The sequence below is a fragment of the Micromonospora sp. NBRC 110037 genome (assembly GCF_001652995.1).
Classification (GTDB): domain Bacteria; phylum Actinomycetota; class Actinomycetes; order Mycobacteriales; family Micromonosporaceae; genus Micromonospora; species Micromonospora chalcea.
The window spans coordinates 78,741-102,937 of record NZ_BBVA01000007.1; the positions used below are offsets into that span (position 1 = coordinate 78,741).

Sequence of the window (24,197 nt, forward strand, 5' to 3'; positions counted from 1 at the left end):
GGAGAGACGCGACAATGAGCACCAGCGCACGCCGCACCTACGAACTCGACCGCGCCCACGTCTTCCACTCCTGGTCGGCCCAGGCCCTGCTCGACCCGATGGTCGTCGAGCGCGCCGAGGGCTCGTACTTCTGGGACGGCGACGGGAACCGCTACCTGGACTTCTCCTCCCAGCTCGTCAACACCAACATCGGCCACCAGCACCCGGCGGTCGTGGCGGCGATCCAGGAGCAGGCCGCCAAGCTGTGCACCATCGCGCCGTCGTACGCCAACGACGCCCGCAGCGAGGCGGCCCGGCTGATCGCCGAGCGGACCCCGGCGGGCCTGGAGAAGGTGTTCTTCACAAACGGCGGCGCGGACGCGATCGAGCACGCCGTCCGGATGGCCCGGCTGCACACCGGCCGGCCGAAGGTGCTGTCCCAGTACCGCAGCTACCACGGCGGCACCCAGACCGCGGTGAACCTGACCGGCGACCCGCGTCGCTGGCCCAGCGACAACGGCACCGCCGGGGTCGTGCACTTCTTCGGCCCGTTCCTGTACCGGTCGGAGTTCGGCGCCACGACCGAGGAGGAGGAGAGCCGGCTCGCGCTGCGCCACCTCGAACGCGTCGTGGAGATGGAGGGCCCGTCCACCATCGCCGCGATCGTGCTGGAGACCGTGCCGGGCACCGCCGGCATCATGCCGCCGCCGCCGGGCTTCCTGGCCGGCGTACGCGAGCTGTGCAACAGGCACGGCATCCTCTACATCGCCGACGAGGTGATGGCGGGGTTCGGGCGTACCGGCGCCTGGTTCGCCATCGACCACTACGGCGTGACGCCCGACCTGATCACCTTCGCCAAGGGCGTGAACTCCGGTTACGTGCCGCTCGGCGGGGTGGTGATCGCCGACCACGTCGCCGGCACGTTCGCCACCCGCCCCTACCCCGGCGGGCTGACCTACTCCGGCCACCCGCTGGCCACCGCCGCCGCCGTCGCGACCATCAACGCGATGCGGGACGAGGGCATCGTCGAGAACGCCGCCCGGATCGGCGCGGACGTGCTCGGCCCGGGGCTGCGCGAGATCGCCGAGCGGCACCCGAGCGTCGGGGACGTACGCGGGCTCGGCGTCTTCTGGGCGCTGGAACTGGTCCGCGACCGCGAGACCCGGGAGCCGCTGGCGCCGTACGGGGCCTCGTCGCCGGAGATGAACGACGTGCTGGCCGAGTGCAAGCGGGGCGGCCTGGTGGTGTTCGCCAACTTCAACCGGATCCACGTGGTGCCGCCCTGCACCGTGTCGGAGACGGAGGCCAAGGCGGGACTGGCGGTCCTCGACGAGGCGCTGACACTCGCCGACCGGCACACGGTCTAGACGTACGCCCATCACCGCCCGCCGGGTCCACCCCGGCGGGCGGTCCCATATCCGAGATCCGCGAGACGGCCGGCGACCCCGGTGACGCGGAGACCGACGCACCCAGAAGGTGACGAATGACTACCGTAGATCTCGCCGACCCACCGGTCACCAACCCCTTCACCGGCACCACCGACCTTCCGCGCGCCGCCGAGGGCTGGACCCAGCTCGTCACCCCGGACGGACGCCTGCACCCGGACGTGGACGTCGACCGAGACGCCCTCGGCCGCCTCACCCGCGACCTGTACCGGGGGATGCGGCTGGCCCGCCGCCTCGACGACGAGGCGTTCGCGTTGCAGCGACAGGGCGAGCTGGGCCTGTGGCTGCAGTGCCGTGGCCAGGAGGCCGCACAGGTCGGCTCCGTCGCGGCGGTACGCGCCGACGACTACGTCTTCCCGAGCTACCGCGAGCACGCGGCGGCGCTGTGGCGCGGCATCGGCCCGGCCGACCTGCTCCGGCAGTGGCGCGGCGTCGCGCACAGCGGCTGGGACCCGGAGCCGTACTCGTTCCACATCTACACGCTGGTGCTGGCCGCGCAGCTGCTGCACGCCACCGGGTACGCGCTCGGCGTGCAGCGCGACGGCAGCGACACGGTGGTCGTGACGTACTTCGGTGACGGCGCGGCCAGTGAGGGCGACGCGAGCGAGGCCATGAACATCGCCGCCGTCAACGCCGCCCCGATGGTGTTCTTCTGCCAGAACAACCAGTGGGCCATCTCCACGCCGACCGCGTCGCAGACGCGTACCCCGATCCACCGGCGCGGCGCCGGGTTCGGCCTGCGCAGCGAGTGGGTCGACGGCAACGACGTGCTGGCGGTGTACGCGGTGACGTCAGCGGTGACCGAGCACGCCCGCGCCGGCGCCGGCCCCGCGATCGTCGAGGCCACCACGTACCGGATGGGCGGGCACAGCACGTCCGACGACCCGACCCGGTACCGCACCGACGACGAGTTGGAAGCCTGGCGGGCGCGGGACCCGCTGGCCCGGGTCGAGGCGCTGATGCGCGCCGAGGGCTGGAGCGACGAGACGTTCCTCGGCCAGATCCAGGCCGAGGCGGACGAACTCGCCGACCGGACCCGCCGGGAGTGCCTGGCCCTGACGGCGCCGGACCTCGCGGACGCCTTCGCCACGGTGCTGTCCGACGTGCCCCAGCTTCTGCGGGAGGAGCGCGACGCGTTCGTCGCCTACCGCGGCTCCTTCCTCGACTGACGTCCGCCCCGATCGGAGAACTCGTTCATGCTCACTCTCTGTCAGGCACTGAACAGCGGCCTGCGCCGCGCCATGGAGGACGACGACAAGGTCCTCCTGATGGGCGAGGACGTCGGCCGGCTCGGCGGCGTCTTCCGGGTCACCGACGGTCTGCAGAAGGACTTCGGCGAGGCCCGGGTGGTGGACACCACCCTCGCCGAGTCCGGGATCATCGGCACCGCCATCGGGCTGGCGCTGCGCGGGTACCGCCCGGTCTGCGAGATCCAGTTCGACGGCTTCGTCTACCCCGCGTTCAACCAGATCGTCTCCCAGCTCGCCAAGATGCGGGCCCGCACCGGCGGCCGTACCGCCCTGCCGGTGGTGGTGCGCATCCCGGTCGGCGGCGGCATCGGCGCGGTGGAGCACCACAGCGAGTCGAACGAGGCGTACTTCGCGCACACCGCCGGGCTGCGGGTCGTCTACTGCGCCAGCCCGGACGACGCGCACTGGATGATCCGCCAGGCCATCGCCGGTGACGACCCGGTGATCTTCTACGAGCCGAAGCGCCGCTACTGGGTCAAGGGCGAGGTGACACCGGAGGACGCCGGGCCGCCGATGCCGCTTCACCGCGCCCGCGTCGTGCGCCCCGGTGCCGACGTCACGCTGCTGACGTACGGCGGCACCGTCGCCACCTGCGTCGCCGCCGCCGAGGCCGCGGCGCAGGAGGGCCGCGACATCGAGGTGATCGACCTGCGGTCCATCTCCCCGCTGGACGTGGCGACCATCGAGGAGTCGGTCCGCCGTACCGGGCGGGCGGTGGTGGTCCACGAGGCCCCCACCTTCGCCGGGTTCGGCGCCGAGGTCGTCGCGCAGGTGACGAGCCGGTGCTTCTACTCGCTGGAGGCGCCGGTCGAGCGGGTCGGCGGGTTCAACCTGCCGTACCCGCCGGCCAAGGTCGAGGAGGAGTACCTGCCCGACCTGGACCGGATCCTCGACGCCGTCGACCGCGTCCTGGCCGCGTGAAGGGAGAGGTACCAGTGAGCGTTCAGCAGTTCCGCCTGCCCGACGTCGGCGAGGGCCTCACGGAGGCCGAGATCGTCACCTGGCGGGTCGCTCCGGGCGATCCGGTCGGCCTCAACGACATCCTGGTGGACATCGAGACGGCAAAGGCCGTCGTCGAGCTGCCCAGCCCGTACGCCGGGGTGGTGGACCGCCTGCTCGCCGAGGAGGGGCAGACCGTCGAGGTCGGCTCGCCGATCATCGCGATCCGGGTGCCGGGCGACGGCCCGGCGACGCCCGCCGACGAGCCCGCGGCCGCACCGCCGACCGCTGACGAACCGGCCGTTGACGAGCCGGCGGCGGAACGTACCGCGGTGCTCGTGGGCTACGGGGTGTCCGCCCAGGCGCGGACCCGCCGGCCCCGCCGCGCCACGCCGTCGGTCCGCCCGGCCGAGCCGGCCCGCCGGCCGCACACGTCCCGGCCGCCGGTGCTCACCAAGCCGCCGCTGCGCAAGCTCGCCAAGGACCTCGGCGTGGAACTGGCCGACGTGCGCGGCAGCGGCCCCGGCGGTCGGATCACGCGCCAGGACCTGCTCGACCACACCACCGGCCCCGCGCCGGCGACCGACGTCCGGCGGGACGAGCGCCTGCCGGTACGCGGGGTGCGCAAGGCGACGGCCGCCGCCATGGTCGCCAGCGCGTTCACCGCGCCGCACGTCACGGAGTTCCTCACCGTCGACATGACCGGCACCGTCGAGTTCGTGGACCGGCTGAAGCAGGACCCGTCCTTCCAGGGCATCAAGGTCAGCCCGCTGCTCGTGGCGTCGCTGGCGCTGCTGGACGCGATCCGCCGGCACCCGGACGTCAACGCCCGGTGGGACGAGGAGAACCAGGAGATCGTCCGGTTCGCCGACGTCAACCTCGGCATCGCCGCCGCGACGCCGCGCGGCCTGCTGGTGCCGAACGTCAAGGCCGCGCAGACCCTTCCGGTACGGGACCTCGCGGTCGCGCTGAACGAGCTGGCAGCCACCGCGCGGGAGGGCCGCACCCGTCCCGCCGACCTGGCCGGCGGCACCGTCACCATCACCAACATCGGGGTGTTCGGAGTGGACGCGGGCACCCCGATCCTCAACCCCGGTGAGGCGGCGATCCTCTGCCTCGGCGCGCTGCGCCGCATGCCGTGGGTCGTCGACGAGCAGGTCGTTCCCCGGTGGACGGTGCAGTTGTCGCTGTCGTTCGACCACCGGCTCGTGGACGGGGAGCTGGGCAGCCGGGTGCTCGCCCACGTCGGGCGGTTCCTGGAGGACCCGCTGTGGGGCCTGGCCCTGCGCTGAGGCCCCCGCAGACAGACGGCGCGTGGACGGACAACGAGGTCCGTCCACGCGCCGTCGCCGTACGCGCCGCGCGCGTCAGTCCACGACCTCGAACCCCACGCCGGCCGACGGTCGCGGCGCGACGTCGTCCGCCGCCGCGATGGGCTCGCCGACCTCCTCGGACGCGGCCAGCCGGAACCGCACGTACTCCAGCTCGCCGGAGAACTCGTGCCGGGCCGGGTAGCTCGGCGACACCGGCGAGTGGATGCTGCGCCCGATGTCCATGCCGGCGAACCCGTGGAAGAACGGCAGCAACCGCGGGAACAGCGCCGCGCCCGCCGCCTCGCCGTCCACGTACAGCCGGCCGACGCCCTGGCAGTCGGCGGTCTTGGTCAGCTCGAAGGTCAGCTCCACCGGGCCCAGCGGCAGCTCGCCCTCGGACCGCAGCACGTGGTGCTCGCCGAGGTAGTTGTACTCGTACACCAGGCGGTTGTCCTTGATGTGCAGCACGTAGCCGCCGCTGACGTTGCCGAGCGCCACGATCACGCCGCCCTGCGCCGCGTCGGTGCGGCGCACCCGCGCGGTGATGGCGTGCGAGCGGTTCATCGTCGGCGGCACCGCCGCGCCGGACACAGTCGGTACGCCCGCCAGGTAGGTGAACACCAGCCGGTCCCGCACCGACCCGGGGCGTGGCACCCGGGCCCGGACCGCGAATCCCCTGTCGTCCAGCGGCAGCACGTCGTAGCGGGCCGCCTCGATCCAGAACTCCTCGATGAGACGCCGCAGCACCTCCGGGTACTCGGCGGCGAGGTCCCGGCTCTCGGTCGGGTCCTCGTCGATCCGGTACAGCTCCCAGCGGTCCTCGTCCCACGAGGTGCCGCGCTCGTGGAACGCGACAGCCTTCCAGCCCTGGTGGTAGATGCCCCGGTGGCCGAACATCTCGAAGTACTGGCGGTCCCGCGACGGCGGCGCCGCCGGGTCGCGCAGCCCGTCGCGGAAGCTGCGGCCGTGCAGCGGCATCTGCGGTACGCCCCGGCGCACCGCGGGCGGCTGCACCCCGACCAGGTCGAGCACCGTCGCGGTGACGTCGATGCTGTGCTGGAACTGCGTGCGCACCTGCCCGCCGGGCACGTCACCGGCCGGCCAGCTCAGCACGAACGGCACCCGGACCCCGCCCTCGTGGGTGTGCTGCTTGTAACGGCGGAACGGGGTGTTGCTGACCTGCGCCCAGCCCAGCGGGTAGTTGCTCTGCGCCCGCGGGCCGCCGATCTCGTCGATCCGGTCCAGGCTGTCCTGGAGGTTCTCCGGCACCCGGTTCTGGAAGGCGGTGGGGTTGAGCGTGCCGAGCGGCGTGCCCTCGGGGCTGGCCCCGTTGTCCGACATGAGGACGAAGATCGTGTTGTCGAGGCGGCCGATCCGCTCCAGGAAGTCGACCAGGCGCCCGAGCTGGGCGTCAGTGTGGTCGACCATCGCCGCGTACGCCTCCTGCATGCGGGCGAACAGGCGGCGCTGCTCCGGCGGCACGTCGTCCCACGGCACGACGCCGGGGTTGTGCGGTGGCAGCGGCGCGTCCGGCGGGATGATGCCCAGCCCGATCTGCCGCCGGTGCCGGTCCGCGCGGACGACGTCCCAGCCGGCGTCGTAGCGGCCCCGGTACTTCGCCAGGTACTCCGGCGGGGCCTGGTGCGGGGCGTGCGCCGCGGCGTACGCCAGATAGAGGAAGAACGGCTTCTCCGGGGTGAACGACGTCTGGTCCCGGACGAACCCGATGGCCCGGTCGGTCAGGTCCTCGGTGAGGTGGTAACCCTCCTCCGGGGTGGCCGGCGGGTCCACCTGGTGGTTGTCGTGGACCAGCTCCGGATAGAAGTTGTCGGTCTCCGCCTCCAGGAAGCCGTAGTACCGCTCGAAGCCGCGCCCCAGCGGCCACTGGTCGTACGGCCCGGACGGCGTGGTGTGCTCCAGCGGCGCGACGTGCCACTTGCCGACCGCCATGGTGTTGAACCCGGCGTCGGCGAGCATCTCCGCGACGGTGGCGGCGGCGTGGGTGATCCGGCCCCGGCCGCTGGGGAAGCCGCTGTCGAAGTTGGACAGCATGCGCATGCCGACGCTGTGGTGGTTGCGGCCGGTGAGCACGCTGGCCCGGGTCGGCGAGCACAGCGGCGAGGTGTGGAAGTTGGTGTACCGCAGCCCGGACGCGGCCAGCCGGTCGATCGTCGGGGTGTCGATCTCGGCGCCGAAGCAGCCGAAGTCGGCGAACCCGACGTCGTCCAGCAGCACGTACACCACGTTCGGGGTGCCCGGGGCGGCCGACGGCGGCGCGCTCCAGTGCTCCGTCGAGTCGTGGTAGGTGCGTCCGATCGTGCCCTCGTACGGAGGGTCCGCCAGCGAACTGGTCACGGTACGCCTCAGCCGGCCGTCGTGCCGCCGTCGAGGACGAGCGTGTGGCCCGTGACCATCCGCGCCTCCTCGCTGGCGAGGAACACCACCGCGTCGGCGGAGTCCCGTGGCGTCGCCATGCGGCCCAGCGGGATCGACGCGCGGAAGTTCTCCCGGGCGCTGTCCGGCACGTCGCCCATGCCACCGAGGAACGCCGACAGCATCGGCGTCTCGGTCGCCGCCGGGGCGATCGCGTTGACCCGGATGCCGTGCGGCGCGAGTTCCAGCGCCAGCGCCTTCATCAGGCCGATGACGCCGTGCTTGGCGGCGGTGTACGGCGCGTACCGGGGGCGGGCGATGACGGCCTGCAGGGACGCGGTGAACACGATCGAGCCGCCGCCGGCCTCGATCAGCGCGGGCACGGCCGCCTGCGCGGTCCAGAACGCGCCCTTGAGGTTGACGTCGATCACGCGGTCCAGCGTCGCCTGGTCCACCTCGTCGACCGGTCCGGTGAACGGCGTACCGGCGTTCGCGTGCATGAGGTCGAGCCGCCCGAACCGCTCGACGGCGGTCTCGACGGCGGCGCGGCAGTCCTGCGCCCGGGTGATGTCGCAGGCCACGCCGACGACGGCGGACCCGAAGCCGGCGGCCGCCTCGGCGGCGCGGTCGCCGTCGAGGTCGGCGATGACGACGCGCGCGCCCTCCTCGACCAGCCGGCCGACGGTGGCCAGTCCGATGCCGCTGGCGCCTCCGGTGACGACGGCGACGCGGTCAACCAACCTCATGTGCTGCTCCTGTTGAATCGGTCCAGGAGGTCGCCGCTCAGGGTGGGCACCGCGGACAGCAGCCTCTGGGTGTAGGGGTGCTGAGGGTCGGAGTAGATCGATTCGGTGTCACCCGTCTCGACGATCCGGCCCTGGTTCATCACCGCGATCCGGTCGCAGAGGTACCGGACCACGGACAGGTCGTGGGAGACCAGGATCAGGGTCAGCTTGAACTGCTCGGCCAGGTCGGTGAGCAGGTTGAGGATCTGCGCGCGCACCGACACGTCGAGCGCGCTGACCGGCTCGTCCCCGACGATGACCTTCGGCCCGGCCGCGAGGGCGCGGGCGATCGCGATGCGCTGCCGCTGACCGCCGGAGAACTGGTGCGGGTAGCGGGTCACCGCCTCCTCGGGCAGGCCGACGGAGTGCATCAGCTCGGCCACCCGGGCCCGGTGGTCGCCGGGCAGGCGCAGCGCGCGCATCGGCTCCGCGATGATGTCCGCGACGCGCATCCGCGGGTTCAGCGACGACATCGGGTCCTGGAGCACCATCTGCACGTCGCGCCGCAGGAACGCGAGCTTCCGCTCCGGTACGCCACTGATGCGCTGGCCGTTGTAGAACGCGGTGCCCGACGTCGGCTGGTCGAGGGCCATGAGGATGCGCGACAGCGTCGACTTGCCGGAGCCGCTCTCCCCCACGATGCCGAACGCCTCGCCCTCGTGGACCTGCACGCTCACGCCGTCGAGCGCGCGGATCGGCTGGCCCGGCGTACGCAGCGACCGCCGCGGGGCGCGGTACTCGCGCACCACGTCGACGGCTTCCAGCAACGGGGTGGTGGTCATGCGCTGGCCTTCCCGCTTCCTAGGGGCTGGTCGCTCTCGATCGGGTGGTGGCAGGCGGCCCGCTGGGTGCTGCCGGGCGGCGCTGTCAGCAGCGGCACGGTGCCGCAGACGTCGTCGGCGCGCGGGCAGCGGTTGCGGTACACGCAGCCGGTGGGGAACGACCCGAGCGACGGCACGCGGCCCGGGATGGTCGACAGTCGGCCGCTGCCGTCGGTGCTCTCCAGCACCGTCGACGCCCGCAGGCCCGCCGTGTACGGGTGCCGGGGCGAGTCGAAGACCGTCGTCACGTCGCCGTGCTCGACGATCGAGCCGCCGTACATGACGAGCAGTTCCTCGCAGATGCTGGCGACCACCGGCAGGTCGTGCGTGATGAGCAGCAGCGACGCGCCCTCCTCGCGCACCAGCGTGTCCATCAGCCGCAGCATCTCCGCCTGCACCGTGACGTCCAGCGCGGTGGTGGGCTCGTCCGCGACCAGCACGGCCGGGTCGCACGCCAGCGCGATGGCCAGCACGACCCGCTGGCGCTGACCGCCGGAGAGCTGGTGCGGGTACTTGCGCGCGGTCCGGTCGGGCTCGGGCAGCTGGACCCGTTCGAGCAGTTCGACGGCGCGGGCGGAGGCCGCCGCGCGGCTCATCCCCTTGTGCAGCCGCAGCGACTCGGCGACCTGGTTGCCGACCCGCATCAGCGGGTTCAGCGCCGTCATCGGCTCCTGGAACACCATGGCGATGTCGTTGCCGCGGACCGCGCACATCTGCTTGTCGGACAGGTCGAGCAGGTTCCGCCCGTTGAGCAGCACCCGGCCGGACGCGGTCACACCGTGCGGCAGCAGGCCCATCAGCGCGAGCGCGGTCAGGGACTTGCCGCAGCCGGACTCGCCGATGAGCCCCATCCGCCGGCCCCGCCCGATCTCGAACGAGACGCCCTTGACGGCCTGGATGTCGTGGACCTTGACGACGAGGTCCTCCACCACGAGCCCGCTCACGCCGGTCACCGTCCTCTCAGCCGCGGGTCGAGGGCGTCGCGCAGCCCGTCGCCCATGAGGTTGAACCCGAGCACCGACAGGGCGATGGCCAGACCGGGCCAGACGGCCAGCATCGGCTGCACGACGAAGTAGTTCTGGGCCTCCTGGAGCATCCGGCCCCAGGTGGGGGTCGGCGGCGGGGTGCCGTACCCGAGGTAGGACAGCGCCGCCTCGGCGAGCACCGCGTGCGCGAACGACACCGACGCCTGCACGATCAGCAGGGCCGCGATGTTGGGCAGCACGTACCGGACCATGAGCACCACGCCCCGGCGGCCGTAGCTGCGCGCGGCCAGCACGAAGTCGCTCTGCAGCACCTGCATCGCGCCGGCCCGGGTGAGGCGGCCGAACACCGGGACGTTGGCGACGCCGATCGCGATCATGCCGGTGAGCGTGGAGGCGCCGAAGCCGGCGGCCAGGATGATCGCCAGCAGGATGGCCGGGAACGCGAACACGATGTCCAGCGCCCGCATCACCGGCTCGCTGAGCCAGCGGTGCCCGGTGGCGGCGAGCAGACCCAGCGGTACGCCGACGACGGCCGCGATCGCCACCGCGACGACGCCGACGAACAGTGTGGTCCGCGCGCCGACGAGGAGCTGGCTGACGATGTCCCGGCCGAAGTGGTCGGTGCCGAGCCAGTGGTCGCCGCCCGGGGAGAGCAGCGTCTGCGACGGGTCGACCCGGGTGGGGTCGTACGGCGTCCAGAGGAACGACACCAGCGCGGTGAGGACGACCAGGCCCACCAGGCCGGCGCCGATCACCAGCGTGAGGTTCCAGCGGCGGCGCGGCTTGACCGGGCCGGCCGCGACGACGTCGGCGGTGGCGTCCGGTGGGGCGTCGGCGACTGATGTCATGCCTTGCTCCTCAGCCTGGGGTCGACCGCGTGGTACACCACGTCGACGACGAAGTTGATCAGAAGCACCGCGGCGGTCAGCACCATCACCGTGCCCTGCACCTTCAGCAGGTCGCGGTTGCCCACGTCCTGCAGCAGCATCCGGCCGAGACCGGGCAGGCCGAAGACGTTCTCGATCACGACGGTGCCGATGAGCAGCGTCGCGAGTTGCAGACCGAGGACGGTGATGACCGGAACGGCCGCGTTGCGCAGCGCGTGCCGGGTCAGCGCCTGCGAGCGGCTGAGTCCCTTGGCCCGCGCGGTCTGGATGAAGTCCTCCTGCATGACCTCGACCACCGCGGACCGGACGTAGCGCATCAGGATCGCGCCCTGGGCCACGCCGAGGACCAGCGCCGGCATCAGCAGGGCCCGCACGGCGCCGCCGAAGTCGTCCCATCCGGTGAACCCGCCGGCGGGCAGCCACTGCAGCTTCACCGCGAACACGGTGATGAGCAGGATGCCGAGCCAGAACGACGGAACGGCGATGCCGACCTGGCTCAGCGCGGACAGCGCCGTGCCGATCGCGGTCCGGCTCTTCACCGCGGCGAGGATGCCCAGCGGTACGGCGATGAGCAGCGCCAGCGTCATCCCGGCCAGGATCAGCGGCACCGTGACGCCGAGCTTGTCGCCGATCTCCGAGCCGACCGACACCCCGCTCAGCGGCGAGATGCCGAAGTCACCGCGGATCAGGCCGCCGGCCCAGTCGAGGTACCGCTCGGTGAAGGGGCGGTTCGTCCCGAACTGCTCCCGCAGCGCCTCCAGCGCCTCCGGGGTGGCGTTCACGCCGAGCATCGCCTGCGCCTGGTCGCCCGGCAGCAGCGACAGCATCGTGAAGACGAGGATCGACGCGGCGAACAGGGATACCGCGAGGATGGCCAGCCGCCGGACGAAGTAGATCACCATGCCTGTGTGCTCCCACTCCGAATCATGGCCTGATCATCACCATCTTGGTCACGGTCAGCTCCTCCATGGCGAAGCGCGGTCCCTCCCGGCCGATGCCGGAGTCCTTGACGCCGCCGTACGGCATGTTGTCGGCGCGGAAGCCGGGCACCTCGTTGACGAGCACGCCACCGACGTCGAGGCGGCGCACCACGTCGAGGGCCACCGCCAGGTCGCGGGTGAAGACGGCGGCCTGGAGCCCGTAGCGGGACCGGTTGACCAGCTCGACTGCCGCGTCCATGTCCGGCACCGACCGGACGCAGACCACCGGCCCGAAGATCTCCTCCGCCCAGCACTCGGCGCCCTCGGGGACGTCGACGAGCACCGTCGGCTGCAGCACCCGGCCCTGCGCCGTACCGCCGGCCAGGCAGCGCGCCCCGGCGGCGACCGCGCGGTCCACCCACGAGTGGACCCGCTCGGTGGACGCCTCGTCCACCAGGGCGGACACGCGGGTGTCGGCGGACCGGGGATCACCTGTGGTGACGTTCGCCAGCAGCGGCCGGAGGCGGTCCAGCAGCGCCTCGCGGACCGGCTCCTCGACGATCACCCGCTGCACACTGATGCACGCCTGGCCGGAGGCGTAGAACCCGCCGCGTACGACCGCTTCCGCGGCCCGGTCGAGGTCGGCGTCGCGGCCGACGACGAGCGCCGCGTTGGACCCGAGTTCCAGCAGCACCTTGCGCGGGGCCGCGGCGCGGGCGATCTGGTGGCCGACCTGCGCGGACCCGGTGAACGACACGGCGGCGACGCGCGGGTGGGTGGTCAGGAGCTTGCCGACCTCGACACCGCCGGTGACGAGCTGGACGCCGGCGGCCGGGCAGCCCGCCCGGCGGAACAGGTCGATCAGCACCAGCGTGGCCAGCGGCGTGTTCGGCGCCGGCTTGACGATCACCGGGCAGCCCGCCGCCACCGACGGCGCGACCTTGTGCGCGGCCAGCAGCAGCGGGTAGTTGAACCCGGTGATGCCGACGACGACGCCGACCGGTCGGCGTACCCAGAAGCCGAGCATGCCCTCGCCGGCCGGCTGCATGTCCAGTGCCACCGTCTCGCCGGTGAGGTGTCCGACCTCCTCGGCCGCCGTCTCCAGCGTGACGAGCGTGCGGGCGACCTCGACCCGGCAGTCGACAAGCGGCTTGCCGGTCTCCAGGACCAGCAGTTCGGCGAGGTCGTCGGCGCGGGCGCGGACCTCGGCGGCGACTGTCGTGAGGATGGCGCGCCGCCGGTGACCGGGCAGGCCGGCCATCTCCGCGGCGACCTCGTGCGCGGCGTCGACAGCCGCTTCCGCGTCGGCGGTGTCACCCCAGGGCGCCTGGGTCACGGTGCTGCCGTCGTACGGGAAGCGGACCGGCGCGGTCTGCGCGGTGGCGGCCCAGCCGGCGCCGATCGGCAGTCCGGCGGGCAGCGCGCCCAGCAGCTCCTGCGCGGTCACGACGCCGCACCCGTCGCGGCGCCGGTGAGGAAGGCCAGCGCCGCCTCGGCGTAGACCCTGGTCTTGCGGACGATGTCGTCGACCTCGACGTACTCGTCGGGCTGGTGGGCGATCCACTTCGGGCCGGGGCCGTACACCACGTTCGGGATGCCGCTGTCGCGCCACAGGATGGTGCCGTCGGTCGCGCCGGGCACACCGCCGAAGACCGGCGCCGTGCCGGTGACGGCGCTGTGCGCCTGCGCCACCGCCAGGGAGATCGGGTGGTCCTCCGGGGTGACCGCGCACGGCCGGTCGTCGACGACCTCGACGGCGAAGCTGACGCCGTGCCGGGCGCCGATTTCGTCGGCGTCGGAGCGCACGCGCGCGGCGAGCGCGGCGTGGTCGACGCCGGGGACGGTCCGGCAGTCCACGCCGAGCACGGCGCGGCCGGGGATGACGTTGAGCTGGTCGGCGGAGCCGGCGTCCAGGACCGTGGGGGTCAGGAACGTCAGGCCGAGGTGCTCGTGCTCCCCCGGGTCGGCCTGCAGCTCCTTCTGGTACCGGCCGAGCGCGGCCACCAGTTCCGCCACCGCCGGTACGGGGTTGCGGCCGTGCTGCGGCATCGCGCCGTGCGCCATCTTGCCGGTGCAGGTGACCAGCAGGCGGACCGCGCCCTTGGCGACCGCGCAGATCTCCTCCGCCTCCGGCTCGCAGATGATCGCGGCGTCCACCTCGCGGGCCAGCGCGGTGGTGGTGAAGTGCTTCGCGCCGAGCATCTGGCCCTCCTCGTCCACCAGGGCCGCCACCACGATCCGGCCCGGGAACGGTCCGGCCAGCTCGACGGCCCGGGCCGCGTGGATCATCGCGGCGACGCCGGCCTTCATGTCGGCGGAGCCGCGACCGTACAGCCGCCCGTCGACGATGTCGCCGCCGAACGGGTCGACCGTCCACTCCTCGGGAGAACCCTCGGTGACGACGTCGGTGTGCCCCTCGAACATCAGCGTCGGACCGGGCAGGCCGCCCTCCACCACCGCCACCACGTTGGGCCGCCCGGGAACGACCTCGGTGACCTCCGGCCGCCAGCCGAAGCCCCGCATGACCTGCGCGACGAGCTCCGCCACTGGCTGCTCGCTCCGCCCCTGCGCGGCGTCCCAGGTCGAGGGGATGCGGACCAGGTCCTGGGTGAGCGACACGACGGCTTGCTCGTCCACGAGATGGCCGGCGCGGAGGGAGGCATGGGTGTCCGACGTCATGGCGTCGGAGGTTACGAACTCCGACCCCGGAGGGGAACGTCCAGTTTCCGGGTCGGTGGGGGTACCAGCCGTGGCCGGACCTGGTCTTCTACGGCCGCGGCGACCCGCCGGACCCCCTCGTCGATCCGGTCCAGCGGCATCACCTGGTACCCCAGCCGCAAGTGGTGACGCGGGGTGGGGCGGGTGGTCCAGTACGGCTCGCCCGGGTCGAGCAGGACACCCTGGCGGCGCAGGTCGACGGCGAGCTGCCCGGCGTCCAGACCGGGCGGGCCGGTGATCCACCGGGCCAGGCCGCCGCGCGGCACCGGCTGCGGCCCCCAGCGCACGTGGCGCTCGATCGCGCGCGTCATCTCCTCGTACAGCCCCTGGTAGTGGGCGCGGATACGCCGCACGTGGCGGGCGAGGTCCCGGCTGGCGATCATCCGGGCCAGGGCGCGCTGCATCGGTCCGGGCGGGTGGCGCAGCACGTAGCGGGAGCGGGCCCGCATCGCCTCCACCAGCGCCGGGGACGCCACCACGTAACCGAGCCGCAGGCCCGGCGCCAGCAGCTTGCTGAAGCTGCCGAGGTAGACCACGCGGTCCTCGTCGTCCAGCGCCCGCACCGCGACCGCCGGGATGCCCCGGAACGTCATCTCCGGGTCGTAGTCGTCCTCGATCACCACCGCGTCCGCCGCGCCGGCCCGGCGCAGCAGCTCCTCACGCCGGGACGCCGACATCGTCGCGCCGGTCGGGTACTGGTGGCTCGGCGTGACGTACACCAGCTCCGCGCCGTGCAGGTCGGCCGGCAGGTCCTCCACGACGAGGCCGTCCTCGTCCACCCGGCCGGGCACCACGTCGGCGCCCGCCATCTGCATGATCGTCCGCGCGTCGGGGTAGCCCGGGTCCTCCACCAGCACGACGCTGCCCGGCCGGACCAGGACGCTCGCCAGCAGGTGCAGCGCGTGCGTCGAGCCCAGCGTGATCATCACCTGGTTCGGCTCGGCCGAGATGCCACGCGACGGCAGCACGTGCTCACAGAGCTGGCGGACGAGCTGCGGGTCGTCGGCCTGGCCGGCGTCCCCGATCACCCGGGACAGCCCGTCCTGCCGTACCGCCTCGCGCTGCGCCCGCTCCCACGCGCCGGTGGGGAACATGCCGGGATCCGGCTGGCCGACGACGAAGGGGAACGGCGCCCGCGACCACGCCGGGTCCCGGTGTACGGGGGTGGGCGGCGGCTCGGGCAGCCGTGCCTCCCAGTCGATGGGCCGTGTCGCGGAGCGGGAGGTCCGGCGCGCGGCCCGCATCCGGACCACCGCCTCGGAGGAGACGTAGAGGCCGCGCCGGGGAATCGTCGCGATCAGGCCCTGCTCCATGAGCCGGTCGTACGCGGTCAGCACCGTGTTCCGGGAGACGCCCAGCGCCTCGGCCAGACGGCGGGTGCTGGGCAGCGGGCCGTCGTCGTACTGCCCCGCGAGGATCGCGTCCTCGAGCCCCGTGATGATCTGCTCGTAGAGCGGAACCGAGCTCTGCGGGTTGACCGGCAGCAGAAAATCCGCCATCTCGACCTCCCCACCTCTCGCGGGGATCTCGCCTCGTCCCGTCGTCGCACTCCTGCGCACACCATCCGCATCCCGCTGGTACCAGCCTAGCCGGAGACCTGGACCTGTTGCGGAGGGCCCGATCCCGCCACTCTTGGCCGACGATGGCAGGTGAGGGTCTCCTGCACGCGGACAGAGGTGGACTAATGAGCGCCCAGCGAATCGCGCTGGTGCCCGGCGACGGCATCGGACCGGAGGTCACCGCGCAGGCGGTCAAGGCGTGCGACGCCGCCGCCCAGCGGTTCGGGCTGGACCTGGTCTGGGAAGACTACGAACTCGGCGCGGACTACTGGCGGATCACCGGCCAGGTCGTGCCGCCGGACGTGGAGCGGGAACTGGCCAAGGCGGACGCCATTCTCTTCGGCGCCGTCGGCGACCCCTCGGTGCCACCCGGGGTGCTGGAACGCGGCCTGGTCATCCATCTGCGGACCGCTTTCGACCAGTACGTCAACCTGCGGCCGGTCAAGCTGCTACCAGGTGTGCCCTCGCCCATCGGCGGGCTGCGTCCGGAGCAGTGCGACCTGGTGATCCTGCGGGAGAACACCGAGGGCGCCTACGTCGGTGCCGGCGGTTTCATCCACCGGGGCGGGCCGGACGAGATCGCCACCCAGGAGTCGGTCAACACGCGCAAGGGGGTCGAACGCCTCATCCGGCACGGTTTCCGGCTGGCCCTGACCCGCCGCAAGCACGTGACCCTGGTGCACAAGGCGAACATCCTCACGTACGCCGGCGACCTGTGGCAGCGGACCTTCGAGGAGGTCGCGGCGGAGTACCCGGAGATCTCGGTGGAGTACGTGCACGTCGACGCGATGTGCCTCTACCTGGTCACCCAGCCGGAGCGGTTCGACGTCGTGGTCACCGACAACCTGTTCGGCGACATCATCACCGACCTCGGCGCGGCCGTGCAGGGCGGTCTCGGCCTGGCCGCGAGCGGCAACCTCAACCCGACCGGGTCGGCGCCGAGCATGTTCGAGCCGGTGCACGGCTCCGCGCCCGACATCGCGGGCCGGGGCTGGGCCAACCCCGCCGGGTCGATCCTCAGCGCCGCGCTGATGCTGGAGCACCTGGGCCACCCGGAGGCGGCCCGCAGCCTGGAGGACGGGGTGAAGGCGGTGCTGCCGCGCCTGGGCGCGATGCGCGGGCCGGAGATGGGCATGTCGACGGAGGACTTCGGGGACGCCGTCGCCGCCGCCATCAGCGAGGACGCGTACCAGGCGGACGCCCTGCCGGCGTAGCGCGGATGTGAGCACCGAATCGGCTGAACCGGACGACGGCGGAGGAAGCCCTCCGCCGTCGCCGTGTTGCGCGCCGAAACGCCCGCCCGCCGCCGCCGGATCGACGGCCGGCCCCAGTGCCGTCCGCGCCGGCCCCGCCGGTACGGACGACCTGATCGCGCTGCCCGGCGGTACCTTCCTCATGGGCACCGACGATCCGGAGGGCTTCCCGGAGGACCTGGAAGGGCCGGTCCGCCCGGTCACCGTGGCCCCGTTCGAGATCGCCGCGACACCGGTGACGAACCGGCAGTTCGCCCGCTTCGTCGAGGCCACCGGCTACCGCACCGACGCGGAACGGTACGGCTGGTCCTTCGTCTTCCACCTGCTGCTCGCCCCGTCCGCGCACCCGTGGGTGCTCGACGCCACGGTGCCGGGCGCGCCCTGGTGGCTGGCGGTCGAGGGGGTGCGCTGGGCGGCCCCGGACGGGCCCGGCTCGGGCCTGTCCGGACGCGAGCGGCATCCGGTCGTCCACGTCTCCCACCGGGACGCCGAGGCGTACTGCGAGTGGTCGGGGACGCGGCTGGCGGCCGAGGCCGAGTGGGAGTACGCGGCACGCGGCGGGCTGTCCCAGGCCCGCTACGCCTGGGGCGACGAGCTGACCCCGGGCGGGCGGCACCTGTGCAACATCTGGCAGGGCGCCTTTCCCGCTGTCAACACGGCGGACGACGGGTTCGTGGGCACCTCTCCGGTGACCGCGTTTCCGCCGAACGGCTACGGCCTGTACGACGTCGCGGGCAACGTTTGGGAACTCACGGCCGAACCCTGGCGCGACCGCCGAGGACACGTCTCACCAGGTGAGAGCGTCATCAGGGGTGGTTCGTACCTCTGCCACGACTCTTATTGCAACCGTTACCGCGTGGCCGCACGGAGTCGGACCACCGTTGACTCCTCAAGTGGCAACACCGGATTCCGGGTGGCCCGGTAGTCAGACGCCGATTGGTACCTGCCGACCCCGCTGAACTGGCCCTTTTGCATCGGGTACCACACTCCTAGTGTCCCGCCTCACAGGCTACGAGCGCCCTTGGCGTTCTTCGCGATGGGACACACGAATGAATCGGCTGAAGATAACGCTGCCCGCCGTGCTGCTCGCCACGGCGCTGGCTCTGACCGCGTGCAGTAGCGATGGTGACTCCGAGACCACCACCGGCGGTGGCGGTTCCGGCAACGGTACGGTCACCCTCGGTGCCTACCTCGAGCCGGTGAGCCTCGACCTGACCGCCGAGGCCGGCGCCGCGATCCCGCAGGTCCTGCTCTACAACGTGTACGAGGGCCTGGTGCGCCAGAACGCGGACACCGGTGAGGTGGAGCCGCTGCTGGCCAGCGAATGGAAGATGTCCGACGACGGCACCAAGTACACGTTCAAGCTCCGCGACGGCGTGACCTTCCACGACGGCCAGAAGCTCACCGCGCAGGACGTGGTGTGGAGCTTCAAGCGGGTGACCGCGGAGGGCTCGACGAACCCGTTCAAGTCCCAGATGACGGTCGTGAAGACCGTCGAGGCGCCGGATGCGTCCACCGTGGAGGTGACGCTGTCGCGGCCGAGCCAGAGCTGGCTGTTCGACGTCGCCGGCCGCGTCGGCGTGGTGCTCAAGGAGAACGCCACCGACCTGGGGACCAAGCCGAACGGCACCGGCCCGTTCAAGTTCGACAAGTGGAACCGGGGCGACAGCATCACCCTGGTGCGCAACGACGGCTACTGGGGTGAGAAGGCGAAGGTCGCCACCGCCGTCTTCCGCTACATCACCGACGCGAACGCGCTGAACAACGCGATGCTCTCCGGCCAGCTCGACATCGTGGCGAACATCCAGGCGCCGCAGCTGCTCGAGGTGTTCAAGGGCAACAAGCAGTTCCAGGTGATCGAGGGCAAGACGACCGGTGAGGTCGTCCTGTCGATGAACAACAGCAAGGGCCCGCTGGCCGACGTCCGGGTGCGCCAGGCGATCCGCCACGCGATCGACCACGACGCGCTGATCAAGACGGTGTGGTCCGGCTACGGCACGAAGATCGGCAGCATGGTGCCGCCGAGCGACCCGTGGTACGAGGACCGCACCGGTGACTTCCCGCACGACCCCGCCAAGGCCAAGCAGCTGCTCGCCGACGCCGGTCACGCGAACGGGCTCACCCTGACCATGGACGTCCCGCCGCCCGGCTACGCCCGCGCCTCCGCGCAGTTCGTCGCCTCGCAGCTCGCCGAGGTCGGCATCAAGGTGACCCAGAACAACGTCGAGATGCCGCAGTGGCTGGACAAGGTGCTCGGCAAGGCCAACTACGACATGTCGATCATCGCCCACGTCGAGCCCCGTGACCTGGTCCGCTACGGCCAGCCGGAGTACTACTACCGGTACAAGAACCCGGCCGTCACGCAGCTCATGAACGAGGCCGACACGGCCCTGGACGCGGCCACCCGGGACAAGAAGTTCGCCGAGGCCGCGAAGGTCATCTCGCAGGAGGCGGCCAGCGACTGGCTGTTCCTGCTGCCGAACCTGGCGGTGATCCGCGACGGCGTCGAGGGCTACCCGAAGGACGCGGTGACCCAGTCGTTCGACGTCACCAAGGTCTCCAAGAAGTAACCAGCACCACGACGTAGAAGGACCTGGTGGGCTCCGCCCACCAGGTCCTTCTACGTGTGCCTGCACCCGCGAGGAGGTCGAGGTGATGGTGCAGGCGTGCCTCGGGTCGCCCCGACACCGGCTGGCCCGGCAGCGGCTCGGGCCGGCCGACGGCCTCTAGGGCAACGCCCGGGGCACCGGCACGAGCATCGCCGAGCCGGGTTCGCGTTGCCCGGACGCGGGACGTCGACGATCGTCGCCGAGCCGGGGCTGAACTGCGTACGCCCGGCCCTGGAGTCCGGCGACAGCGCTGCGCAGCAACCCGCCGAGGCGGCGCGCTCCCCACGCCTGGCCGGCTGCGTCCGGGGCGCCCAGCATCTGCCCTGCTTCGAGGTGCGCGGGCCGTGACGGCCCACTCCGCCGATCTTGGAGTTGTGGCGCCCAGGATGCCCGAGTGGCGACTTTCGTGAGCCACCACAAGTCCAAGATCGGCAAGGCGCACGCCGGGCGCACGCCGGGCGCGCCGCGCGGGGCGGGTGGGGTGAGGAACGCAGCGAGGCGGGTCCCGTCCGGAGTGGACGGAACCCGCCTCGATCGTTCACATGCGCCTAGCTACCGGCGCGAGGGTGAGACGGCGTGCGTGTCAGGCGAGCTGGTCGGACGCCTGCCCCCGGCGGCGACCCCGCAGGTGCATGCCCAGCAGGCCGACGCCCAGGATGCCGGCGGCCAGCAGGCCCGTGGTCACGCCCGTGGAGAGCGCGGGACCGCCGGTGTTGTCGGAGGCGAGGACCATGCCGTTCTGCGACTCCTGCTGCGTGGTGTTGCCCGCCGGAGCGGCCTTCGGCTTGGGCTTGGGCTTGCCGTTGTCGGCACCGGCCGGCGCGGGGACCGGGGTCTGCGCCAGCGCCTGCGTGGCCTGGGCGAAGGTCTCCGGGGTCACGTCCGGGGCGTTGCCCTGCGTACGCCACTGCTTGAGCTGCTTCATGCCCTTGCAGGCCGAGGGGTAGCGGTCGCAGTAGCTGGTGGTGTTGCCGATGCTCTCGGACGAGAGAACGGCCTTGGCGATGGCACGGGCCAGCGTGCTGGCGCCGGCGTTGAAGATGGCGTTCAGCTGACGGGTGTCGGCCGGGTCGTTGATCTGCAGCGCCTCGCCCTTGCCGGTGGAGACGGCGAAGACGGTGTCACCGTCGCCCAGGGTGTGGATCGGGCTGATCGCGCGGGCCATGCCGTCGTGCGCGTTGCCGGACATCCGCTGGGCAGCGGCCTTCTCCAGCGGCGCGTTGGTGGCGACCACGGCGATCGTGGTGTTCGCCGGCTGCTGCGCGGCGGTGCTCGGCGGGTTGCACTCCTGCTTCTTCGGAGCCTTGTAGCCGGCGAACTCGTTGCCGATGCCGAACTTGACGCCGTACAGGGTGCAGTCGGCCGGGTCGACCGGGGAGCCGGCCGGGTTGACGATCACCATCGCGCCGACGTAGATGCCGTCGCCGAGGTGGACGCTGGCGGTGCCGACGCCGCCGCGCAGGCCGCCGCCGCGGGCGCCGGTGCCGCCGCCGACGCCGCCCTGACGGACCGGACCGTCCGAAGTGGCCTGCGCCGCGAGGTAGCCCCACTCGGCGGAGGTGCGCGCCTTCGGGTCACCGCCGCGGCCGAGGTCGAAGATGTCCGCGGCCGGGACGATCGGGGCCACACCGCCGGCGCCGACGCGTACGCCCTCGCCGCGGTCCTCCAGCCAGCGGATGATGCCGTTGGTGGCGGACAGCCCGTACATGCTGCTGCCACCGAGCTGGATCGCGTTGACGCCCGGGTTCGAGTTGAGCGGGCTGAGCAGGTCGGTCTCCTTGGTGGCGGGGGCGCCGCCACGCTGGTCCACACTCGCCACAGACATCTGCGGCATGTACACGACGGAGGTGCCGGTCAGGTACGGGGCGGTGTCGGACTGAACCTGGCCGACCTGGATTCCGGGAACGTCGGTGATGGCGTTGTGGGCGCCCGGGGCGCCGGCGGCGGGGTTGGCCGACGCGGGCGACCCGACGAGCACGAGTCCCGGACAGACCAGGGCTGCCGCGGCGATCGCGGCGAATCTGGACGACTTCATGCAGCTTCTCCCATGTGAAGCGGTGCGACCTCCGCCCCAATCCGGGGCGGTCGATGCATTGGGCAACTGGTGGTCCCCCGTGGTACACGACGAGATGTGGGGGAGGCTACTGGTCAGACCAGTTGAAGGGAAGAGCCTGCTCAGCTGATGGCCGACTCTCATAATCCGAGGTCAGGCCACATCAGGCGGATTCAGAGCAATACGTCCACCATCGAGCGGCGCGCCTCCGGCACGTACTCGGCGTAGTAGCGGTGCAGTTCCTCGCGGGTCAGCCGGGTGACCTCGTCGGCCTCACCGGCGCGCATCGCGTCGAGAACGCGGCGGTGGTGGGCCAGGGTGCGCTCCATCAGGGCCTCGCGGTCCGGCGACTCGGCGAGCTTGGTGGAGATCAGGTCCAGCACCATGCTCCGGACCGCGTCGAGGCAGAGCACGAGCAACTCGTTCCCGGACAGCCGGGCGACGTGCTCGTGGAAGCGCACGTCGGCCGCGCTGAACGCCTCGTAGCCGTCGGCCACCGCGTCCCGCATGCCCGCCAACGCCTGCTCCAGTTCGTCCAGCTCGGACGGTGACGCCATCCGGGCGGCGACGGAACCGGCCGCCGACTCGATGATCATCCGGAACTGGAGCAACTCCGCCACGCCGAGCCGCCGGCTGTCCACGACCCGGGCGAACAGCTTGCGCATCGCCGAGGCCGTCGAGGCGATCACCTGCGGCCCGAGCGGGTCACCGGGACGCGAACGGATCAGGCCGCTGCTCTCCAGCACGCGCAGCGCCTCACGCACAGTGGACCGGCTGACGTCGAACTGCGTCGTCAGTTCGCGCTCGCTCGGCAGCCGGTCCCCCGGCCGCAGAACCCCGGCGGCGATCCGCTCCTCGACCTGCCGGACGATCCCCTCGTACGCCCTCACGGTTCGCACTGGAGCGAACGAGACACCCTTCGGCATGGCGAACCTCCCGACGCACGGCGGCCTCGCGCCGCTGGGAACAACGGTACGGTGCATCGACCCGTGCGGCGGTCAGCCCCCGCCCGTCGCGACGAGTGCGCAGGCCGGGCGGCGGGTCACCGGAGCGGCCGGCGGGCGCACGGGCCGTCGTGGTCGGCCCGCAGCAGGCAGCGCCGGCCGTCGCCCATCCGCAGATCACAGAAGACCCGATGGCGTACGCCCTGCTCGTCCTCGGCCGAGACGGTGGTCTCGCCCGGGTCGGCCTGGGCGAGCACGCCCGACCAGCGGGCCACGACCCGGGCCAGGCGTACGGCGCCGGCCAGGTCACCGGCGACGACCGGCAGGTGGATGACGAACCGCTCGCGGGGACTCATCGACGGTACGCTCCCGCGTTCATCCGCATCTGCGCCTGCTCGGACTGCCAGCGCCGCAGCGCGTTCCGGACCCGCGCGGTCTCCTCCCGGCTGACGCCGAGCGCCCGGTAGACGTCGGCCAGGTCGAGCGCCACCCGGTCGAGGAACTCGTGCACCTCGGCCGGGTCGAGCCCGCGCCGGCCCAGCCGCGTCGTCCGGAACCGCCGTTCCCGCACCTGCCAGGGGCGCAACGGCGTGTAGTTGGCCGCCCGGTAGCAGCCCGGCTGGGTGGTGCCGCGACCGGCTCGCGCGCGCCGACCGGGCCACCGGATGTTCCACCGCACGAACGCCTGCCTCTCGTGGTCGAAGGGACTGGAAGGGCGGGACCACCCGCCCGCCGCGCGCGGGCGGACCCGCCCGCCCCGCCACCGCAGCGTCACTTCGCGGTACGGCACCGGGGCAGTCGAGATTGAGCGCACTCGAAGGAGTCATGTCCGCCGGTTACCGCGCGAACACGCTCCGACCATAGCAAGAATCCAACATGGCTACAATCCATCATTGCCATAAAGCCTTGATGGGTCAGATCTATCGGGGCACAAGGCTTACGTCATGACCATCGATCCGCGCTCGCACACGCCGGTCTACGTCCAGCTCGCCGACCTGATCCGGGAGCAGATCGAATCGGGCGCGCTGCCGCCCGGGGCGAGTGTCGGCAGCGAGTCGCGGCTCAGCCAGGAACACCAGATCGGCCGCGACGCGGTCCGGATGGCGATTTCGCTGCTGCGATCGGAAGGGCTCGTCACCACCAGCCGTCCGCTCGGCACGCGGGTCCGGGAGACGCCGCAACGCAGGCAGGTGGAGCTGGCCGCGGGCGCGAGAGTCGTCGCGCGGATGCCTACCGGCGCCGAGCGCCGGAACATGCTGCTGGACGAGGGCGTACCGGTGCTCGAGATCCACGGCCCGGAGGGCGACGTGGAGTTGCTGCCGGGCGACGAGGTGGAGCTGACCCGCCCGGCACACGACTGAGC

22 protein-coding genes are annotated in these 24,197 nt (G+C 72.2%); 8 read left to right on the forward strand and 14 right to left on the reverse strand.

Features of this window, described 5'->3' with window-relative positions; translation table 11 throughout:
- Window positions 1-14: 14 nt before the first annotated feature.
- From A4R25_RS20820 to A4R25_RS20835, 4 genes are all read left to right on the forward strand, one after another.
- The gene (locus A4R25_RS20820) at window positions 15-1,346 is read left to right on the forward strand and encodes an aspartate aminotransferase family protein (protein WP_064447800.1); all 1,332 of its coding nucleotides are present in this window, start codon (window positions 15-17) and stop codon (window positions 1,344-1,346) included.
- Between the two features lie 116 nt (window positions 1,347-1,462).
- Window positions 1,463-2,593, forward strand: a complete 1,131-nt coding sequence (locus A4R25_RS20825; protein ID WP_064447801.1) for a thiamine pyrophosphate-dependent dehydrogenase E1 component subunit alpha — start codon at window positions 1,463-1,465, stop codon at window positions 2,591-2,593.
- A 27-nt stretch (window positions 2,594-2,620) separates the two neighbouring features.
- Window positions 2,621-3,595, forward strand: coding sequence for an alpha-ketoacid dehydrogenase subunit beta (locus tag A4R25_RS20830; RefSeq protein ID WP_064447802.1), 975 nt, complete (start codon window positions 2,621-2,623; stop codon window positions 3,593-3,595).
- Between the two features lie 14 nt (window positions 3,596-3,609).
- Entirely contained in the window at window positions 3,610-4,905 is a 1,296-nt protein-coding gene (locus tag A4R25_RS20835) for a dihydrolipoamide acetyltransferase family protein (RefSeq protein ID WP_064447803.1), read from the forward strand.
- Between the two features lie 75 nt (window positions 4,906-4,980).
- Here A4R25_RS20835 and A4R25_RS20840 read toward each other — a convergent pair whose 3' ends face one another.
- The 9 genes from A4R25_RS20840 to A4R25_RS20880 are packed head-to-tail and all read right to left on the reverse strand — an operon-like array spanning window position 4,981 to window position 15,915.
- On the reverse strand, window positions 4,981-7,281 hold the full coding sequence (locus tag A4R25_RS20840; protein ID WP_064447804.1) for an arylsulfatase: 2,301 nt from the start codon (window positions 7,279-7,281) through the stop codon (window positions 4,981-4,983).
- A gap of 8 nt (window positions 7,282-7,289) precedes the next feature.
- Entirely contained in the window at window positions 7,290-8,045 is a 756-nt protein-coding gene (locus A4R25_RS20845; RefSeq protein WP_064447805.1) for an SDR family NAD(P)-dependent oxidoreductase, read from the reverse strand.
- Window positions 8,042-8,866, reverse strand: a complete 825-nt coding sequence (locus A4R25_RS20850; protein ID WP_030503861.1) for an ATP-binding cassette domain-containing protein — start codon at window positions 8,864-8,866, stop codon at window positions 8,042-8,044. The genes A4R25_RS20845 and A4R25_RS20850 overlap by 4 nt, the downstream gene beginning before the upstream one ends.
- Window positions 8,863-9,849, reverse strand: a complete 987-nt coding sequence (locus tag A4R25_RS20855) for an ABC transporter ATP-binding protein (protein WP_231915594.1) — start codon at window positions 9,847-9,849, stop codon at window positions 8,863-8,865. Before A4R25_RS20855 ends, A4R25_RS20850 begins: the two co-directional genes overlap by 4 nt.
- 5 nt (window positions 9,850-9,854) lie before the next feature.
- The gene (locus A4R25_RS20860; RefSeq protein ID WP_043328759.1) at window positions 9,855-10,739 is read right to left on the reverse strand and encodes an ABC transporter permease; all 885 of its coding nucleotides are present in this window, start codon (window positions 10,737-10,739) and stop codon (window positions 9,855-9,857) included.
- Window positions 10,736-11,680 (reverse strand): ABC transporter permease, encoded by a 945-nt coding sequence (locus tag A4R25_RS20865; protein ID WP_064447807.1) that lies wholly within the window; start codon window positions 11,678-11,680, stop codon window positions 10,736-10,738. Before A4R25_RS20865 ends, A4R25_RS20860 begins: the two co-directional genes overlap by 4 nt.
- A 22-nt stretch (window positions 11,681-11,702) precedes the next feature.
- Window positions 11,703-13,145 (reverse strand): aldehyde dehydrogenase family protein, encoded by a 1,443-nt coding sequence (locus tag A4R25_RS20870; protein WP_064447808.1) that lies wholly within the window; start codon window positions 13,143-13,145, stop codon window positions 11,703-11,705.
- Window positions 13,142-14,377: a M20 family metallopeptidase gene (locus A4R25_RS20875; RefSeq protein WP_043328753.1), complete on the reverse strand. Its 1,236-nt coding sequence runs from the start codon at window positions 14,375-14,377 to the stop codon at window positions 13,142-13,144. The genes A4R25_RS20870 and A4R25_RS20875 overlap by 4 nt, the downstream gene beginning before the upstream one ends.
- 11 nt (window positions 14,378-14,388) lie before the next feature.
- Window positions 14,389-15,915, reverse strand: coding sequence for a PLP-dependent aminotransferase family protein (locus tag A4R25_RS20880; RefSeq protein WP_064447809.1), 1,527 nt, complete (start codon window positions 15,913-15,915; stop codon window positions 14,389-14,391).
- Between the two features lie 185 nt (window positions 15,916-16,100).
- Here A4R25_RS20880 and A4R25_RS20885 point away from each other — a divergent pair, with 185 nt between their 5' ends.
- The 3 genes from A4R25_RS20885 (at window position 16,101) to A4R25_RS20895 (ending at window position 19,798) form a co-directional block, all read left to right on the forward strand.
- A complete protein-coding gene (locus A4R25_RS20885; RefSeq protein WP_064447810.1) occupies window positions 16,101-17,189 on the forward strand; it encodes a 3-isopropylmalate dehydrogenase in 1,089 nt (362 codons plus the stop codon).
- 7 nt (window positions 17,190-17,196) lie between these two features.
- On the forward strand, window positions 17,197-18,153 hold the full coding sequence (locus A4R25_RS20890; protein ID WP_064447811.1) for a formylglycine-generating enzyme family protein: 957 nt from the start codon (window positions 17,197-17,199) through the stop codon (window positions 18,151-18,153).
- A gap of 124 nt (window positions 18,154-18,277) precedes the next feature.
- On the forward strand, window positions 18,278-19,798 hold the full coding sequence (locus A4R25_RS20895; RefSeq protein ID WP_064447812.1) for an ABC transporter substrate-binding protein: 1,521 nt from the start codon (window positions 18,278-18,280) through the stop codon (window positions 19,796-19,798).
- A gap of 156 nt (window positions 19,799-19,954) precedes the next feature.
- Here the strand turns inward: A4R25_RS20895 and A4R25_RS31200 are convergent, their stop codons facing one another.
- The 5 genes from A4R25_RS31200 to A4R25_RS20915 form a co-directional block, all read right to left on the reverse strand.
- Entirely contained in the window at window positions 19,955-20,155 is a 201-nt protein-coding gene (locus A4R25_RS31200) for a hypothetical protein (protein ID WP_124778966.1), read from the reverse strand.
- A 265-nt stretch (window positions 20,156-20,420) separates the two neighbouring features.
- Window positions 20,421-21,872 (reverse strand): P1 family peptidase, encoded by a 1,452-nt coding sequence (locus A4R25_RS20900; RefSeq protein WP_064447813.1) that lies wholly within the window; start codon window positions 21,870-21,872, stop codon window positions 20,421-20,423.
- Between the two features lie 191 nt (window positions 21,873-22,063).
- Entirely contained in the window at window positions 22,064-22,780 is a 717-nt protein-coding gene (locus tag A4R25_RS20905) for a FadR/GntR family transcriptional regulator (RefSeq protein WP_223201326.1), read from the reverse strand.
- Between the two features lie 152 nt (window positions 22,781-22,932).
- Window positions 22,933-23,190, reverse strand: a complete 258-nt coding sequence (locus tag A4R25_RS20910; protein WP_043328742.1) for a hypothetical protein — start codon at window positions 23,188-23,190, stop codon at window positions 22,933-22,935.
- The gene (locus A4R25_RS20915; protein ID WP_373888012.1) at window positions 23,187-23,513 is read right to left on the reverse strand and encodes a DivIVA domain-containing protein; all 327 of its coding nucleotides are present in this window, start codon (window positions 23,511-23,513) and stop codon (window positions 23,187-23,189) included. The genes A4R25_RS20910 and A4R25_RS20915 overlap by 4 nt, the downstream gene beginning before the upstream one ends.
- Window positions 23,514-23,778: 265 nt before the next feature.
- On the opposite strand from A4R25_RS20915, the gene A4R25_RS20920 reads away from it, so the two are divergent.
- A complete protein-coding gene (locus A4R25_RS20920) occupies window positions 23,779-24,195 on the forward strand; it encodes a winged helix-turn-helix domain-containing protein (protein ID WP_030503874.1) in 417 nt (138 codons plus the stop codon).
- The last annotated feature ends 2 nt before the right edge of the window (window positions 24,196-24,197 follow it).

Bases quoted from the DNA above. Each gene is read 5' to 3' on its own strand.
- A4R25_RS20885 (WP_064447810.1), top strand. From the start codon at position 16,101: ATGAGCGCCCAGCGAATCGCGCTGGTGCCCGGCGACGGCATCGGACCG.
- A4R25_RS20875 (WP_043328753.1), bottom strand. From the start codon at position 14,377: ATGACGTCGGACACCCATGCCTCCCTCCGCGCCGGCCATCTCGTGGAC.
- A4R25_RS31200 (WP_124778966.1), bottom strand. From the start codon at position 20,155: ATGCTGGGCGCCCCGGACGCAGCCGGCCAGGCGTGGGGAGCGCGCCGC.
- A4R25_RS20910 (WP_043328742.1), bottom strand. From the start codon at position 23,190: ATGAGTCCCCGCGAGCGGTTCGTCATCCACCTGCCGGTCGTCGCCGGT.
- A4R25_RS20845 (WP_064447805.1), bottom strand. From the start codon at position 8,045: ATGAGGTTGGTTGACCGCGTCGCCGTCGTCACCGGAGGCGCCAGCGGC.
- A4R25_RS20830 (WP_064447802.1), top strand. From the start codon at position 2,621: ATGCTCACTCTCTGTCAGGCACTGAACAGCGGCCTGCGCCGCGCCATG.
- A4R25_RS20895 (WP_064447812.1), top strand. From the start codon at position 18,278: ATGAATCGGCTGAAGATAACGCTGCCCGCCGTGCTGCTCGCCACGGCG.
- A4R25_RS20860 (WP_043328759.1), bottom strand. From the start codon at position 10,739: ATGACATCAGTCGCCGACGCCCCACCGGACGCCACCGCCGACGTCGTC.
- A4R25_RS20825 (WP_064447801.1), top strand. From the start codon at position 1,463: ATGACTACCGTAGATCTCGCCGACCCACCGGTCACCAACCCCTTCACC.
- A4R25_RS20880 (WP_064447809.1), bottom strand. From the start codon at position 15,915: ATGGCGGATTTTCTGCTGCCGGTCAACCCGCAGAGCTCGGTTCCGCTC.
- A4R25_RS20850 (WP_030503861.1), bottom strand. From the start codon at position 8,866: ATGACCACCACCCCGTTGCTGGAAGCCGTCGACGTGGTGCGCGAGTAC.
- A4R25_RS20820 (WP_064447800.1), top strand. From the start codon at position 15: ATGAGCACCAGCGCACGCCGCACCTACGAACTCGACCGCGCCCACGTC.
- A4R25_RS20900 (WP_064447813.1), bottom strand. From the start codon at position 21,872: ATGAAGTCGTCCAGATTCGCCGCGATCGCCGCGGCAGCCCTGGTCTGT.
- A4R25_RS20920 (WP_030503874.1), top strand. From the start codon at position 23,779: ATGACCATCGATCCGCGCTCGCACACGCCGGTCTACGTCCAGCTCGCC.
- A4R25_RS20865 (WP_064447807.1), bottom strand. From the start codon at position 11,680: ATGGTGATCTACTTCGTCCGGCGGCTGGCCATCCTCGCGGTATCCCTG.